The 15796-nt window shown below is 65.4% G+C and carries 18 protein-coding genes; 8 read left to right on the top strand and 10 right to left on the bottom strand.

Going from position 1 to position 15796, the window contains the following annotated elements; all coding sequences use genetic code 11:
• Positions 1 to 205 precede the first annotated feature (205 nt).
• The 5 genes from PVW46_RS17810 to PVW46_RS17790 form a co-directional block, all read right to left on the bottom strand.
• A complete protein-coding gene (locus tag PVW46_RS17810) occupies positions 206 to 961 on the bottom strand; it encodes an ABC transporter ATP-binding protein (RefSeq protein WP_043146435.1) in 756 nt (251 codons plus the stop codon).
• An 82-nt stretch (positions 962 to 1043) separates the two neighbouring features.
• The gene (locus PVW46_RS17805; RefSeq protein ID WP_043146433.1) at positions 1044 to 1799 is read right to left on the bottom strand and encodes an ABC transporter ATP-binding protein; all 756 of its coding nucleotides are present in this window, start codon (positions 1797 to 1799) and stop codon (positions 1044 to 1046) included.
• Positions 1800 to 1811: 12 nt separating this feature from the next.
• On the bottom strand, positions 1812 to 3011 hold the full coding sequence (locus tag PVW46_RS17800) for a branched-chain amino acid ABC transporter permease (protein ID WP_069210817.1): 1200 nt from the start codon (positions 3009 to 3011) through the stop codon (positions 1812 to 1814).
• A gap of 4 nt (positions 3012 to 3015) precedes the next feature.
• Positions 3016 to 4023 carry a branched-chain amino acid ABC transporter permease gene (locus PVW46_RS17795; protein WP_043146430.1) on the bottom strand — a complete coding sequence of 336 codons (1008 nt, stop codon included), beginning with the start codon at positions 4021 to 4023 and terminating at the stop codon, positions 3016 to 3018.
• Positions 4024 to 4151: 128 nt separating this feature from the next.
• A complete protein-coding gene (locus PVW46_RS17790; RefSeq protein ID WP_043146429.1) occupies positions 4152 to 5498 on the bottom strand; it encodes a substrate-binding protein in 1347 nt (448 codons plus the stop codon).
• Positions 5499 to 5721: 223 nt separating this feature from the next.
• On the opposite strand from PVW46_RS17790, the gene PVW46_RS17785 reads away from it, so the two are divergent.
• From PVW46_RS17785 to PVW46_RS17765, 5 genes are all read left to right on the top strand, one after another.
• Positions 5722 to 7029, top strand: a complete 1308-nt coding sequence (locus PVW46_RS17785) for a helix-turn-helix domain-containing protein (protein ID WP_043146427.1) — start codon at positions 5722 to 5724, stop codon at positions 7027 to 7029.
• Between the two features lie 189 nt (positions 7030 to 7218).
• A complete protein-coding gene (locus PVW46_RS17780) occupies positions 7219 to 7587 on the top strand; it encodes a response regulator transcription factor (RefSeq protein WP_043146447.1) in 369 nt (122 codons plus the stop codon).
• A complete protein-coding gene (locus tag PVW46_RS17775; protein WP_069210816.1) occupies positions 7584 to 7901 on the top strand; it encodes a hypothetical protein in 318 nt (105 codons plus the stop codon). The genes PVW46_RS17780 and PVW46_RS17775 overlap by 4 nt, the downstream gene beginning before the upstream one ends.
• Complete coding sequence (locus PVW46_RS17770; RefSeq protein WP_069210815.1) at positions 7898 to 10582, top strand: ATP-binding protein; 2685 nt, start codon at positions 7898 to 7900, stop codon at positions 10580 to 10582. Before PVW46_RS17775 ends, PVW46_RS17770 begins: the two co-directional genes overlap by 4 nt.
• Before the next feature lie 112 nt (positions 10583 to 10694).
• Positions 10695 to 11867: a FliM/FliN family flagellar motor C-terminal domain-containing protein gene (locus PVW46_RS17765; RefSeq protein WP_069210814.1), complete on the top strand. Its 1173-nt coding sequence runs from the start codon at positions 10695 to 10697 to the stop codon at positions 11865 to 11867.
• A 114-nt stretch (positions 11868 to 11981) separates the two neighbouring features.
• Here PVW46_RS17765 and PVW46_RS17760 read toward each other — a convergent pair whose 3' ends face one another.
• The 4 genes from PVW46_RS17760 to PVW46_RS17745 form a co-directional block, all read right to left on the bottom strand.
• Entirely contained in the window at positions 11982 to 12407 is a 426-nt protein-coding gene (locus PVW46_RS17760) for a protein tyrosine phosphatase family protein (protein ID WP_069210813.1), read from the bottom strand.
• A 10-nt stretch (positions 12408 to 12417) separates the two neighbouring features.
• Complete coding sequence (locus PVW46_RS17755) at positions 12418 to 12855, bottom strand: DUF6691 family protein (RefSeq protein ID WP_274576957.1); 438 nt, start codon at positions 12853 to 12855, stop codon at positions 12418 to 12420.
• Position 12856: 1 nt separating this feature from the next.
• A complete protein-coding gene (locus PVW46_RS17750) occupies positions 12857 to 13282 on the bottom strand; it encodes a YeeE/YedE family protein (protein ID WP_069210812.1) in 426 nt (141 codons plus the stop codon).
• A 119-nt stretch (positions 13283 to 13401) separates the two neighbouring features.
• Positions 13402 to 14265: an MBL fold metallo-hydrolase gene (locus tag PVW46_RS17745; protein WP_043146420.1), complete on the bottom strand. Its 864-nt coding sequence runs from the start codon at positions 14263 to 14265 to the stop codon at positions 13402 to 13404.
• A gap of 140 nt (positions 14266 to 14405) precedes the next feature.
• Between PVW46_RS17745 and PVW46_RS17740 the strand changes: the two genes are divergently transcribed.
• Positions 14406 to 14726 (top strand): TraR/DksA family transcriptional regulator, encoded by a 321-nt coding sequence (locus PVW46_RS17740; protein ID WP_043146444.1) that lies wholly within the window; start codon positions 14406 to 14408, stop codon positions 14724 to 14726.
• Positions 14727 to 14753: 27 nt separating this feature from the next.
• The gene (locus PVW46_RS17735) at positions 14754 to 14966 is read left to right on the top strand and encodes a hypothetical protein (RefSeq protein ID WP_043146419.1); all 213 of its coding nucleotides are present in this window, start codon (positions 14754 to 14756) and stop codon (positions 14964 to 14966) included.
• A gap of 336 nt (positions 14967 to 15302) precedes the next feature.
• Here PVW46_RS17735 and PVW46_RS17730 read toward each other — a convergent pair whose 3' ends face one another.
• A complete protein-coding gene (locus PVW46_RS17730) occupies positions 15303 to 15518 on the bottom strand; it encodes a hypothetical protein (RefSeq protein WP_043146418.1) in 216 nt (71 codons plus the stop codon).
• A 145-nt stretch (positions 15519 to 15663) separates the two neighbouring features.
• Between PVW46_RS17730 and PVW46_RS17725 the strand changes: the two genes are divergently transcribed.
• On the top strand, positions 15664 to 15796 hold a 133-nt coding region (locus PVW46_RS17725), incomplete at its 3' end, for a GapR family DNA-binding domain-containing protein (protein WP_274576965.1).

The raw sequence follows: 15796 nt of genomic DNA, 5'->3' as shown, positions 1-15796 counted from the left end.
CTGACCGAGGCCGCGTACATCTGATCATACCGCGAAAGGTCGACGTGGGCGTGTTTCACCATGTCGGCGGACGGGGGGTAGGTGGTGCTCATTTGGCTCTCCTCCAGAAATTGTTCGGGGGCAGGGAAAACCTCCCCGCCCCCGAAATCAAGTGGTTCCTAAGTCCTGTACGGCCGCGGCGGGGTTTGCCGCGCAGCGCGCCAGGTCAGATCGCCAGGTATTCCGCGCGCAGGCTTTCGTTTTCCAGCACCTCGGCGGCGCTGCCGTCGAAGACGATGGAACCGGTGTCGAGGATCACCGCCCGGTCGGCCAGTTGCAGCGCACGCACGGCGTTCTGTTCGACGATGATCGTGGTCATGCCCTGTTCCTTGATGTGGCGCAGGGTCTTTTCGATCTCGTCGACGATGACCGGGGCCAGCCCCTCGTAGGGTTCGTCGAGCAGCAGTACCTTGATGTCGCGCGCTAGCGCCCGGGCGATGGCCAGCATCTGCTGTTCGCCGCCCGAGAGGGTGGTGCCCTCCTGCTTGCGGCGCTCGCCGAGGCGCGGGAACAGGTCGTAGAGCCGTTCCAGAGACCAGCCGATGGGCGGCGCGATCTGGGCCAGCTGCAGGTTCTCCTCGACGGTCAGGCCGGGAATGATGCGCCGGTCCTCGGGTACGAGACCGAGGCCCGCGATGGCCGCCTGGTGGGACTTCATCGTGTGCAGGGGTTGGTGATCCAGCCAGATTTCGCCGTGGTTCACCTGGGGGTCATCCAGCCGAGCGATGGAGCGCAGCGTCGTGGTCTTGCCGGCGCCGTTGCGGCCCAGCAGGGCCAGGATCTCGCCCTCGTGCACGTTGAAGCTGATGCCCTGCACGATGTAGCTCTCGCCGTAGTAGGAATGCATGTCCCAGACGGAGAGGAAGGCGGGGGCGGTTTCGGCCTGGTTGGCGTTCTTGGAAAAGTCGGGGCGGACGTTCATCTTTGGCTTCTCCCGTCCCGGGCCTGACCCGGGACCTCGTGGATGGAGGCCCCGGCGCGAGGCCGGGGCGCGGTGTGACGGCTCAATGCGCTTCGCCCAGATAGGCTTCCTGCACCTTGGGATGGCCCTTGATGTTTTCGGGCGCATCCTCGACCAGCGGCGTGCCCTGCGCCAGAACCGTGATCCGGTCGGCGAGGGAAAAGACCACGTGCATGTCGTGCTCGATGATCGCGATGGTGATGTCGCGCTCTTCCTTGATCTGCTTGAGCAGGTCGATGGTGTTGTTGGTGTCGGCGCGCGCCATGCCCGCTGTGGGTTCGTCCAGCAGCAAGAGCTTGGGCGACTGTACCAGGCACATGGCCATCTCCAGCCGCCGCTTGTCGCCGCGGGACATCGAGGCGGAATGCATGTGGCGCTTGTCCAGCATGTTCACCTCTTCCAACATCTTCTCGGCCTCTTCGATGAGCGATTTCTCGTTCATCACCGACTCGATGGCATGCAGGCGATAGGCCCCGTCCCGCTTGGCGAAAAGCGGGATCATCATGTTCTCGAACACGGTCAGATCGCCGAAGATCTCGGGCGTCTGGAAGACGCGGGAAATCCCCATCTGGTTGATCTCGTGCGGGCTCCGGCCCAGCACCGACTGGCCCTGGAACATGACCGACCCGGTGTCGGGGATCAGCTTGCCCACCAGGCAGTTGAGCAGGGTGGACTTGCCCGCGCCGTTCGGCCCGATGATCGCGTGGCAGGTGTTTTCCGCCACGCTGAGGTTCACGTCCGAGAGGGCCTTGAGACCGCCGAAGCGCTTGCCCACATCCTTGACTTCAAGAATACCCATCTGTCTGTCTCCTTATTCCGCGGGCTCTGTGCTGGCCGACTTGGGATCGTCGGCCTTCTTGCGGTTGAAGAGGCGGGCGATGCGCTGGCCACCTTCGACAAGGCCGCCGGGCAGGAAGGTCACGACAAGCATGAAGATGATGCCCAGCGTCAGGTGCCAGCCCTTGCCGACGAAGGGATGGATGACGAAGACGACGAAATCCTCGATCCCGTCCGGCAGGAAGGCGAACCAGCCATGCAGCACGTTGTCGTTGATCTTGGAAAAGATGTTTTCCATGTACTTGATCGCGCCGGCGCCCAGCACCGGGCCGATCAGAGTGCCCGCGCCGCCCAGGATGGTCATCAGCACGACCTCGCCCGAGGCTGTCCACTGCATGCGCTCGGCGCCTGCCAGCGGGTCCATCGCCGCCATCAGGCCCCCGGCCAGACCGGCATACATGCCGGAGATCACGAAGGCCGCCAGCGTGTAGGGCTTGGGGTTCAGGCCGGTGTAGTTCAGGCGTTGCTGGTTCGACTTGATCGCGCGCAGCATCATGCCGAAGGGTGAGCGGAAGATGCGGATCGCCAGGTAGAAGGAGATCAGCATGACCACCGCGCAGACGTAGTAGCCGACCGAGAAGGTAAAGCTCCACGGACCGACGACCATGTCGGTGGCGGCGCGCATTTCCAGGCCAAAGAGGTTGGTCACCGGGATCGAGCCGTCGGCGGTGGCCGAGGCGCCCAGGATGCGCGGATCGTCAAGCGTCAGCTGCAGGCCGGTTTCCCCGTTGGTCAGCGGCGTCAGCACCGAGTAGGCCAGCGCAAAGGACATCTGCGCGAAGGCCAGGGTGAGGATCGAGAAGTAGATCCCGGTCCGGCGCAGGCTGACAAAGCCGATGACCAGCGCGAAGAGGCCCGCGATGATGACCGACAGCAGGATCGCCGGGACGATGTTCATGCTGAGCAGCTTGAACATCCAGACCGCCGAATAGCTGCCCACCCCCAGGAAGGCGGCGTGACCGAACGACAGGTAGCCGGTCAGGCCGAAGAGGATGTTGAACCCGATGGCGAAGATCCCGAAGATCACGAAGCGCTGCATCAGGTCCGGGTAACCGGCATTGAACTGTGCCAGCCCGCTTTCGGTCGGGAAGGGGTTGAGGATGAAGGGCGCGAGCATTGTGAGCAGCGCCACGATGAGCAGCAGGGTGCTGTCTTTCTTGTCCAGTCCGAACATGGGCTTACTCCATCACGCCCTTGCGACCCATCAGACCGCGCGGGCGGGTCAGAAGGATGACAATGGCGACAAGGTAGATGATGATCTGGTTGATGCCGGGCACGAGGGTGATGACCTCTTTCATGGAGGCAAAGCTTTCCAGGATGCCCAGCAGGAACCCGGCGGCGACGGCGCCCGGAAGCGAACCCATGCCACCCACGACGACCACGACGAAGCTGAGCACGAGGAAATCCATCCCCATGTGATAGTTGGGCGCGTTGATCGGCCCGTACATCACGCCCGCCAGGCCCGCGACCGCGGCGGCGAGGCCGAACATCAGCGTGAACCGCTTGTCGATGTCGATGCCCAGCAGGCCCACGGTTTCGCGGTCGGCCATGCCGGCGCGGACCACCATCCCGAAGGTGGTGAACTGCAGGAAGGCAAAGACCGCGCCGATGATCCCGACGGCAAAGCAGAAATAGACGATCCGCCAGATCGGGTAGACGATGGTCGAGGTCAGCTGAGCCACGCCGGTCAGGGCCTCGGGGGCGGGGGTCTGGATCGGGTTGGCGCCGTAGAAATACTTGATGACTTCCTGCAGCACGATGGCCAGGCCGAAGGTCACCAGGATCTGGTCGGCATGCGGGCGCTTGTAGAAATGCTTGATCAGACCGCGTTCCATGACGAAGCCGATGAGGATCATGATCGGAATGGCAAAAAGGATGGCCAATGGCACGGACCAGTCGATGATGGTCGATCCCATTTCGGGCCCGAACCAGCTTTCGACATAGGGTGTCTTGACCTTGAGCGGGTTGCCCAGGAAGTCGGTCTTGGTCGGATCGACGGTTTCGAACGACAGGTTCAGGATACGTTGCAGTGTCACCGAGCAGAAGGCGCCGATCATGAACAATGCGCCATGCGCAAAGTTGACCACGCCCAGCGTGCCGAAGATGAGTGTCAGTCCCAGCGCGATCAGCGCATAGGCCGAGCCCTTGTCGAGCCCGTTGAGAACTTGGAGGATGATGGCGTCCATTGTCCCACCCTTTGCGGTCGGAGTGCGGAAAAAGAGAGGACCCGTGTCAGCGGGCCGAGGGGGAGTGTGCTGGGTGGGCAGGGCACATGGCCCTGCCCGTCACGCGGCCCCGCGAGGGCCCGGCGTGATTACGCGCCCGGGTTGCAGGAGCCCAGCGAGCCGCCTGCGAACATCGGGTGATCGGGTGCGTATTCGACCTGCGCGCGCGGCGTGACTTCGACGATCTCCAGAAGGTCGAATTCCGAGGTCGGGTTGTCTTTCCCCTTCACGACCAGCACGTCCTTGAAGCACTGGTGGTCTTCGGCGCGGTAGAGTGTCGGGCCGTTGCCCAGGCCGTCGAACTCGTAGCCTTCCAGGGCTTCGGCGATGGCGCAGGGGTTGAACGACCCGGCGCGCTGTGCCGCGTCCGCGTACAGCAGGGTCTGGACATAGCAGGTGTGCGCGGCCTGGCTCGGCGGGAAGCCGTACTTGGTGCCGAAGGACTTGACGAATGCCTTCGAGCCCTCGTCCTGCAGCGACCAGTGCCAGTTGGTCGAGCCGAAGATGCCCTTGACGTTGGCGCCTGCACCCTTGGCCATCAGGCGCGAGTACAGCGGCACGACGATCTCGAAGTCCTTGCCGTTGACGACCTTCTCACGCAGGCCGAACTGGACCGCGTTGGTCAGCGAGTTGACCATGTTCCCGCCGTAGTGGTTCAGGACCAGCACGTCGGCGCCCGAGTTCAGGACCGGCGCGATGTAGGACGAGAAGTCGGTGGCGGCCAGCGGCGTCAGCACGTTGTTGACGGTTTCCCAGCCCAGTGCCTCGGTGGCGGCGGCGATGGATTCCTGCTGGGTCCAGCCCCAGGTGTAGTCGGCGGTCAGGTGATAGGCCTTGCGGTCGTTGCCGTACATCTTGGCCAGCACCGGCGCCAGCGCGGCACCCGACATGTAACCGTTGAAGAAGTGACGGAAACCGTTGGCCTTCTTGTCCTTGCCGGTGGTGTCGTTCGAGTGGGTCAGGCCGGCCATGAAGATGACGCCGGCTTCCTGGCAGAGACCCTGGACCGCGATCGCCACGCCCGAGGAGGAGCCGCCGGTGATCATGATGGCGCCGTCTTTTTCGATCATCGACTTGGCCGATGCGCGCGCGGCGTCCGATTTGGTCTGGGTGTCGCCGGTGACGTATTCCACCTTCTTGCCCAGGATGCCCGTGCCGTCCAGGGCCTTGGACGAGAAGGTCGACAGCATGCCGCCGTCGCCGCCGCCGTTCAGGTGTTCGACCGCCAGTTCGTAGGCGCGCAGCTCGTCAGCGCCCTCATCCGCGTAGGGGCCGGTTTGCGGAACGTTGAAGCCCAGGGTCACGGTGCTGCCGGTGGGTGCGTTGGTATAGCCCGAATGGCTGGCCGCCGACAGGTAGGTGGGCAGTGCCAGGCCGGCACCGGCCACGGCACCAGTCTTGATCACGCCACGGCGCGTCACGTTGAGTTTGGACATGAAATCCTCCCGTTTCGAAAAAGCCGCCCCGGAATTCTCCTCAGTCTTCGGGGGCGTTCGCACATCTGTGCAAATGCAGTATGGCAGGGGGATGGAAAATTGCGCAACAAGCGCTTTACGAGTAACACTTTTTTTGTCAACGTCTGAAAAGTAGACAGCGGTATTCTGTAAAGGTGTTTATGTTGCGTTGCAGAAACCCCTTGAATCGGCAAAGGAAAGCCCCATGCCTCGCGATACACTGACGGGATCGCGAATCCGCGAAAGACGGGTGCTGCGCGGCATGAAACAGGCCGATCTGGCCCGAAAGGCCGGTATCTCTGCATCTTACTTGAATCTTATCGAGCATAATCGCCGCAGAATCGGCGGCAAGCTGCTGCTTTCCATCGCCGAGATCCTGCGCGTCGAGCCGGCCGCCCTGACAGAAGGCGCGGGGGCCGCGCTGATCGCTTCGCTGCGCGAGGCTGCCGCCGACATGCCGCAGGTTTCGGCGGAACTGGACCGGGTCGATGAATTCGCCGGGCGCTTTCCGGGCTGGGCGCAACTGCTGGCCGACAGCCGCACCCGTGTCGCTCAGCTGGAACGCAGCCTCGAGACATTGAACGACCGTATGACACATGACCCGCACCTGGCCGCCTCGCTGCACGAGATGCTGTCGACGGTGACGGCGATCCGGTCCGCCGCCTCGATCCTGGCCGAACCCGGAGAGGTGGACGCGGAATGGCAGGCGCGCTTTCACCGCAACATCTACGAGGACAGCGCCCGCCTGGCCGAGACCAGCCGGGGGCTTGTCACCTACCTGGAGGCGGACGAGAGCTCGCCGCTGGAAACCGGCGCCCCGCAAGAGGAACTGGACGCGGCGCTGGAAAAGGCGGGGCACACGGTGCCCGAACTGGAGGCGGGGGCCGACCTGGACGCGGCGCTGGCCAAGCTGGGCCGGGGATTGTCAGGGCCGGCGCGCGGGCTCTTGCGGGGCTGGCTGGACCGATATGCCAGTGATGCCGAGGCTTTGCCGCTGGATCGGCTGCGCCCTGCGGTCGAAGAGCATGGCCCCGATCCGGCGGCGCTGTCCGCGGCGCTGGGGGCCGACCCGGCCCGCATCATGCGCCGCCTTGCCGCCATGCCGCCCGAGGATCTGCCCACCCCGGTGGGTCTTGCGATCTGCGACAGCTCGGGCGTGCTGACCTACCGCAAGCCACTGCCGGATTTCCCGATGCCCCGGTTCGGCGCGGCCTGTCCGCTCTGGCCGCTCTACCGTGCGCTGTCGCGTCCGCATGTGATCCTGGCCGGGCCGGTGATGCAGGTCGGGCGCAGCGGCGCCGTGCTCTGGGCCGATGCCCTGGCCACACCGCAGGCCGGCCCGGCGGTCAATGCCGATCCACTTTACCAGGCGCAGATGCTGGTGCGTCCGCTGCCGCAGGGGACAGAACCGCCCGCGACGCTGCCGCAGCTGGGTGTGGCCTGCCGGGTCTGCCCGCGCGAATCCTGCGAAGGACGGCGAGAGCCCTCGATCCTGGCCTCGACCCGGCGCTGACCCTGACGCGGCGGTCTGGTGGGTGGTTTGGCCTTAGTCCGGACACCTCAAAGGCTTACGCTGGGTCAGAAAACGCCGCGTTAGCGACAACAGTATTTTGACACCGGTTGCGATAACCGCCTAGACTTGACCTCACCTGCTTTAGGATAGGCGCAAAAAGACCTGGGAGGCGGGATGCGGGGGGAAGATATGGGCGGACAGGTTCTGCTGATCGAGGACGAGCCGAATATCATTGAAGCGATCCGATTCATATTGTCCCGCGACGGCTGGCAGGTGCACACCCATTCCAACGGCACCGACGCCGCGCAGATCGTGCGCGACCGGGCGCCCGACGTGGTGATCCTGGACGTGATGCTGCCGGGGCGGTCGGGGTATGACATCCTGCGCGAATTGCGAGAGGACCCCGCCCATTCCGACCTGCCGGTGCTGATGTTGACCGCGCGAGGCCAGAGCAAGGACCGCGAGATGGCCGAGCGTGCCGGCGCCAGCCGCTTCATGACCAAGCCCTTCTCGAACGCCGAGGTGCTCGACGCCGTGCGGGCCCTGTCGGCGCAATGACCCGCCCGCCCGGAGGCGTGCCGCCGCGTCCGCCGGGCAAGCCGCCCGCGCGCCATGCGCCGTTCCAGATCGAACGCCAGAGCTTTCGCCGCCGCCGCCTGATCGATGCCGCCTGTGCCTTGCCCCTGCTGGGCTGGGTGCTGTGGTGGCTGCCGCTCTTGTGGCGGGGGGCCGACGCGCCGATGCCTGCCTCGCTCGTGCTGGTCTATATTTTCGGGATCTGGTTGGGGCTTGCGCTGGCGGCGGCCCGGCTGGTCCGCCTGCTGGGGGGCGCGCGCAACACATCGCCACTGCCCGAGGGTGACGACCCGTGAGCACGCTGAACCTGCTGGCGGCGATCTCGATCGCCTATGTCGCGCTGCTCTTCGGTGTCGCCTTCTTCGCCGAGCGCGCGGCGCAGAGCGGGCGGGTGCGCTGGCTGCGAGCGCCCATCGTCTACACGCTGTCACTGTCGATCTACTGCACCGCATGGACCTTTTACGGCGCGGTGGGCAGCGCGGCGCGCAACGGGTTCGAGTACCTGACGATCTACCTGGGCCCCAGCCTGGTCATGCTGGGCTGGTGGTGGATCCTGCGCAAGCTGGTGCGGATCGGGCGCAACCAGCGCATCACCTCCATCGCCGACCTGATTTCGTCCCGCTATGGCAAGTCCAACCTGCTGGGCATCGGCGTCACCATCCTGGCGGTGATCGGCACCACGCCTTATATCGCGCTGCAACTGCAATCCGTGACTCTCTCGGTCGAGGTGTTCTCCGAACCCGTTCCGATCGAGGAGGCCGGCAACAGCCTCACCGCCTTCTGGGTGGCCGCGGGGCTTGCGGTTTTCACCGTCATCTTCGGCACCCGCAACCTGGACGCCAATGAACGCCATCACGGTGTCGTCATGGCCATCGCCGTCGAGGCGGTGGTCAAGCTGACCGCGCTGGTGGCACTGGGCGTCTTCGTGGTCTGGGGGCTGTCGGGCGGGGTTGCCGCGACGCTGGCGCGGATCGACGCCTCGGAACTGGGTACATGGCAGGTGAACAACGGGCGCTGGGCCGGGGTCATGCTGCTGTCGGCGGCGGCCTTCCTCTGTCTGCCTCGGATGTTCCAGGTGCTGGTGGTCGAGAACGACAACGACGCCCAGCTTCGCATGGCCGCCTGGGCCTTCCCCTTGTACCTCATGGCGATGAGCCTGTTCATCGTGCCGATCGCGGTGACCGGGCTCGACCTGCTGCCCGAGGGCTCGAACCCCGACCTCTTCGTCCTGACCCTGCCGCTCAGCCAGGGGCAGGAGGGGCTGGCGCTGCTGGCCTTCCTGGGTGGGTTCAGCTCGGCGACCTCCATGGTCATCGTCGCGGCCATCGCGCTGTCGACGATGGTGTCAAACCATATCGTGATGCCGGTCTGGCTGCGCCTGCGCGAAGGAACTGCCAGCGTTTCGGGCGATGTGCGCAACGTGGTGCTCTTGTCGCGGCGGCTGTCCATCGCGGGTGTGCTGCTGTTGGGCTATCTCTATTACGCGCTGTCCGGGGGGCGTACGGAACTGGCCGCCATCGGCCTGATCGCCTTTACCGGGGTGGCGCAGGTGCTGCCGGTGCTGATGGGCGGGATCTTCTGGCGCGGAGCGACGCGCGTGGGGGCGCTGGCGGGGCTGACGGCGGGGTTCTCGATCTGGGTCTACACGCTGTACCTGCCGAGTTTCGGCCCCGGCACGGTTCTGCCCGCAAGCTGGTTCGCCGATGGCCCACTTGGCATCACCCTGCTGCGGCCAGAGGCGCTCTTCGGGGTCAGTTTCGACGACAAGCTGCTGCATGCCGTGTTCTGGAGCCTGCTGCTGAACACTCTGGCCTTTGTCGGGGGGTCGCTGTTCAGCGCCGCCTCGCCGCTGGAACGGTTGCAGGGGGCGCAGTTCGTCTCGGCCCGGGCGGCGGGGGCGGGGCCGCGCAGCTGGCTGCAAAGCACGGCCGAGAGCGAGGACCTGATGGTCATGACCCAGCGCATCCTCGGCCCCGACGAAGCGCAGGCGCTGTTCCTGCGAGAGGCCCGCGCGCAGGGGCTGGAAGGTGAACTGCCCGCGCCGACGCCGGAATTCCTGCAGGTGCTGGAACGCGAACTTGCCGGGTCGGTGGGGGCGGCGACGGCCCATGCGATGGTGGGCCAGATCACCGGCGGGGCGATGGTCTCGGTCGAGGACCTGATGGCCGTGGCCGACGAGACCGCGCAGATGATGGAATATTCCGCCCGGCTGGAGGCGCAGTCGCTGGAGCTGAGCCGCACCGCCGCCCAGCTGCGCCGGGCCAATGACAAGCTGACTCGGCTGTCGGTGCAAAAGGATGCCTTTCTCAGCCAGATCAGCCACGAGTTGCGCACGCCCATGAGCTCGATCCGCGCCTTCTCCGAGATCCTGCGCGACACCCAGGGCCTGACCCGCGCGGACCAGAACCGCTATGCCTCGATCATCCATGACGAGGCGATGCGCCTGACCCGGCTGCTGGACGATCTGCTGGACCTGTCGGTGCTGGAAAACGGCCAGGTCAACCTGAACCTCACCGAGGGCCGTTTGGAGGATATCCTGGACCGTGCGGTCTCTGCCGCGCTGGCGGACGAGGCCGGGTCCGGGATCCGGGTTGGCCGGCGGCGGGTGGGCGAACAGGTGCGGCTGACCACCGATGTCGAGCGGCTGAGCCAGGTGTTCATCAACCTGATCTCCAACGCGCGCAAGTATTGCGACGCCGAGGCGCCGGAATTGCAGATCGTGGTGACGGATGCGCGCGGCCAGCTGCTGGTGGATTTCATCGACAATGGCTCGGGCGTGGCGCCCGAGGCGCAGGACGTGATCTTTGAGAAATTCGCCCGTGTCAGCGATCAGAAGGCCGGTGGCGCGGGGCTGGGCCTGGCGATTTCGCGGCAGATCGTGACGCGCCTGGGGGGAGAGATTTCCTATCTGGCCGACAGAGGTGGTGCGGCCTTTCGCGTGGTCCTGCCGGTGCGCCAGGAGATGGCGGCGCAATAGGGCGCGCTGTCCGGGTCGATTTTCTCAACAAATTCCTGATCGTTAAAGCGCTTGGTAACCAAATCCGCTGATAACGGGCCGTGGAGGCAGTTGATGACGGGCGATTTTCTGCATGGCTGACGGTGCACGCAATGACGTACTTGGGCAAAAAGCCCAGGCGGCTCAGCGCGCCTATGAGGCGCGCGGCATGTCGCTGCCCAAGGCATTGCGCCGGGCGCTGTCGCGCACCGCGGATGTGCTCTGGGACCTGGCGCTGGTGACGCAATCCGTCACGGTCGAGATGCTCGACCAGGACGAGGTGGTCGAGGCGCTGGGTCCGCGCGACCTGCTGATCCTGCTGGACGGGCCGGAGGGCGCCCTGGGGCTCGTCTCTGTCGACCGCCAGGTGCTGACCGGCGTGGTCGAGGTGCAGACCATCCAGCAAGTTACCCAGATGCCGGTCGAGGAAGACCGGATCCTGACCCAGACCGATGCGGCCATGATGGCCCCCTTGATCGACGGCGCGCTGACCCGGCTGGCCGACACGATGCAGGGGCATCCGCTGCATCTGCAGCTGGATGGCTATCGTTTCGGCGCCATGCTGGAGGATTCGCGCGCCGCCGGGCTGATCCTTGACGCGGCGGCCTATCGCGCCTTCCGGGCCGAGATCGACCTGGCCCTGGGGCGGCGGCGCGGACGGATGACGCTCTTCCTGCCCGAACGCAAGCTGAGCCAGGACACGCCCGAGGCCGGGCGCGGCGTCGGCCCGCACGAGGAACGGTTGAGCCGGGTGGCGGCGCGACTGGATGCCAAGCTGGCCCGGATCACCCTGCCGTTGGGCCGGGCCGAGGCGCTGAAGCCCGGCGACCTTCTCTCGCTGCCCCCGGATGCGCTGGACAGGATCGAGGTGACGGCAGGCCGTGGCGACCTGGTCGCGCGTGGCCGGTTGGGGCAGTTGAACGGGTTGCGCGCGGTGCGGTTGAACTGGCCAGCGACAGGTGTGACAGCAGCCTCGCTGGGGATGCCTGCTGCTGCGGAAACGCCGGAGGCGGGTTTCGGCCATGAGGCGCCTGCGCCTGCGGCGGAACCGGCCGTGCCCGACCTGCCGCAGGTGACGGAACCTGCCGAGGAAGAACTGCCCGATCTGCCGCCGATGGATTTCGATGGCGGCGATTTCGATTTCTCGGACCTTGGGGGCGATACCTCGGCGGAGGATGGCGGGGAACCGATGGCCGCCTTGCCGGAGATCGACATGGGGGAGGGTTTTGACGCCGCGCCACTGGATTTCGATTTCGAGGAGGATTGAGCGGCGTGCTCAAAAAGAAGTCACGTGCCGATCATTCAGGGGTGCACTAACGGGGCGCGGGGCCAACATGAAAGGCTCCCGTGTCGCGGACGCGGGAGCCTGACGTTCAACATTTCAGGGCTTGGACAGGGTTTCCAGCGTCGGGCGCAGCCCGGCAAGGTTGTAGCCCGCCTTGGCCGCCGTCTCGATCACCGCATCGGCGCCCAGCGTCTCTGCCTGACCCAGCGCCCAGATCACCGAGCAACGCGTGCCCGAGGCGCAGTAGGCCAGAACCGGCCCTTCGGCACCTGCGATCAGCTCTGCCTGCCGCAGGATGTTCTCCGCGGTCATGGTCTGATGCGTGATCGGCAGCACCTCGAACCGCAGGCCCTGCGCCTCGATCGCCTGGCGCATGGCGCTGGCCTGATGCGAAGGCGGAACCTCCGCATCGGGTCGGTTGTCGATGACCAGGGCATAGCCCGCAGCCTTGATCGCCTCCGCATCCTCGGGGTCGATCTGGGGAGAGACGTGATACTGGTCGGTCAATACGCGTGGTGTCATGGCTTTCGGTTTATTCCGCCGGAACGGCCCTGTCCAGACGCGCGCGCAGCATCGGTGTAATCAGCATCCCGCCGATCATCGCAACGAGGAAGGCATAGAGACCCGGGCCGCCATAGCTGAGCGAGGCGATCGAGGGGCCGGGGCAGAGCCCGACGAGTCCCCAGCCGATCCCGAACATGACAGAGCCGAGGATCAGCTTGCCGTCGATTTCCTTCGACGGCGCCGGCGGCAGCGGCAAGCCGGTCAGCGAGGTCGTGCGGCGGCGGCGGATGAGCCAGGCAATGGCCATCGGGATCATGGCGCCGCCCATGACAAAGGCCAACGTCGGGTCCCAGTTGCCGAAGACGTCCAGCCAGCCCTGCACCTTGGTGGTGTCGGTCATGCCCGAGATGAAAAGCCCGGCGCCGAACAGCCCGCCGGCAAGGAATGCAACAAGAAGTCGTGCCATGTCAGATCACTCCAAGGATGTGGCGGAAGAGGACGACGCCAAGGCCGCCAGCAAGGATGTAGCAGCAGGTGGCCACGATCCCGCGCACCGACAGCCGGGACATGCCACAGACGCCGTGCCCCGAGGTACAGCCGTTCGCGATGCGCGTGCCGATCCCGACCAGCAGGCCGGCGGCCACCAGAACCGTGTAGTTGTCGGTGATATGCGTATCCACCGCACGGTAGAAGGGCATCAGCAGCACCGGCAGCAGCGCCACGCCCACCAGGAAGACGATGCGCTCAGCGGCAGTGGACCAGCCCGAGCCATCGACGAGGCCGCCGATGATGCCGCTGGCGCCCATGATGCGGCCGTTGCCCAACAGGTAGACAGCGCCGCCCGTGCCGATCAGCATTCCGCCGATCAGGCCCCAGATCCAGTCGATAGGCATGTGTATGTTTCCTTTTTTGTCAGCCCGGCCCGCTCCCGGTTCGCCACGGGAGGAAGTCTCGCCGGAAAAATGCCTCTGCGCGGAGGCAGGGACGCCCCCCGCGCAGAGTGCCGTCAGGGTCAGAGCTTGTTGACCGGGACCTTGAGAAAGACGTTGCCCTTTTCATCCGCCGGCGGCATCTGGCCCGCGCGCATGTTCACCTGCAGCGAGGGGATGATGAGCTTGGGCATGGCCAGCGAGGCATCGCGGGTGTCGCGCATGTGCACGAAATCTTCCTTGGTCTTGCCTTCGCCGACATGGACGTTGGTCGCTTTCTGTTCGCCCACGGTGGTTTCCCAGGCGTATTCGTCGCGGCCCGGGGCCTTGTAGTCGTGGCCGACAAAGATCCGGGTCTCGTCCGGAAGGGCGAGGATCTTTTGCACGGAGTCATACATGGTCTCGGACGAACCGCCGGGGAAGTCGCAGCGGGCAGTGCCGAAATCGGGCATGAACAGCGTGTCGCCCACAAAGGCCGCGTCGCCGATGACATAGGTCAGGCAGGCGGGCGTGTGACCCGGCGTATGCAGGACGTCGACGCGCAACTGCCCGATGTGGACCGAGTCGCCCTCCTGGAAGAGCTGGTCGAACTGCGAGCCGTCGCGCTGGAACTCGGTGCCCTCGTTGAAGACCTTGCCAAAGGTGTCCTGCACGATCTTGATGCGGTCACCGATGCCGATCTTGCCGCCCACGCGCTCCTGGATGTAGGGCGCGGCGGAAAGGTGGTCGGCGTGGACGTGGGTTTCCAGCAACCACTCGACCTTGTAGCCTTTTTCCTTGACGAAGGCGATCACGGCGTCGGCGGATTTCGTGTCGGTGCGGCCGGACGAATAATCGAAGTCCAGAACGCTGTCGATGATGGCACAGGACGTGCCATTGGGGTCGCGCACGACGTAAGAGATCGTGTTCGTGGCGTCGTCAAAGAAGGCAGTGACTTCGGGTTTCATGTCTGTTCCCTCCAAACTTTCTGGACCATCATATACGTAAACATGAATATGTTTCAAGAGGGAAGGTGCGATTGATATGCATCAAGGTCTGTGCTGCGACGGTTTGACAGAGTGCCGGAAAGGTCATGGAGGCTTGCATCATGTCGCATCACGCACGGAAACTGGCACTGCTTGAACGGCTGCGCGCGCTGGGCGTGCGGCTGGACGGAATCGAAGAGGCGCTGGAAGCACCTCATTCGAAGGACTGGGAAGACCAGGCCATCGAACGCGAGGGCGAAGAGGTGCTGGAGCGGCTGGGCGCCAGTGGACAGGCAGAGGTGGCGCGGATCCGCGCCGCCCTGGGTCGCATGGCGCGTGGCGAATACGGGATCTGTACCCGCTGCGGCGAGGAGATTTCACCGGAACGACTGGAAGCGGTGCCAGAGGCGCCGCTGTGCAAGACCTGCGCCGCCGAGGTTTGAGGCGGCCCCAAGTTCAGGAGGTACGACATGTCAAAGGAACTGGAGGCGCGGCTCGAATCGTTGCGCGAGGAATTGGCGGCAGCCCAGGGCGAGGCGCGGGACGATCTTATGGAACACCTGGAACAAGCGGTTCTGGGGCTGGAAGGCGTCGGCGCCGAAATTCCGGCCTGGGCGCGCGAGATGGTCGAGGCGCATCACGAGGACGAAGCCGAGGACGGCTTTGACAACATGCCCGTCTGAATCGCGTTTCAGCGCGTTTCGGACGTGTCGGCCCGGGGTTAGACCAATAGCGCAGGGCAACGCCCGCCGTCGGCCATGTCGGCCGGGCGGATCTGCTTGTTGTCCCTCTTGGAAGGGCCTGAAAACGGCGGCCGCCGAAACGGATCGGTATTCCGGGATTGCCAGGCCCCGGCCCATCGGGGGCTTCGCCCCCTCGTCGCGCGCATCACGGGTGGCCCGAAGGGGCCAGGTGATCCGGTTTTCAGTGATCGATCGCGGGCAAGGCTGCGCGCCGCGGGTTAAGGAAGGCTGACAGGACCGCGCGGTGCCTCGCGGGCCCGGACACGATCCGGCGCTTCAGCCCATGAAGATCCCAAGGATCACCATCATCAGCCCGATCACCGACAGGAACAGCGCGCCCATGTTCAGCGGCACGACCTTGCGCACCACCGCGCGCAGCTCTTCGTCCGACAGGTTCGCGCGCCGCGCGCTCCAGACACGGACGATGCACCAGACCAGCCCGGCCAGTCCCGCCACCGAGAGCGCCGCGCCTCCCCAGATCAGTGCCGCCATTGTCGCTGTCCCCCTGGATGTCTACGCGCTGCGCCTAGCGCATGCCCGCCGCAGAGTGCAAGCCCCGGCTTGCGCGCTCTTGATGGGGGACACGGGCCTGGGGTATCGAAGGACCCTATAAGGTCACGAGGCTGAAGAGGCAGACATGCAGGATACGGGAACCGACAGCTATGGCGTCGCCGCGGGCGAGCTCAAGCAGTTCATAGAGCGCGTCGAGCGGCTCGAAGAGGAAAAGAAGGAGGTCGCCGAGCAGATCAAGGAGGTCATGGCCGAGGCCA

Source organism: Mameliella sp. AT18 (assembly GCF_028807275.1).
Lineage (GTDB): Bacteria > Pseudomonadota > Alphaproteobacteria > Rhodobacterales > Rhodobacteraceae > Antarctobacter > Antarctobacter albus.
Note: the sequence above shows the minus strand (reverse complement) of the source record. Positions and strands in the feature narration are given on the sequence as shown.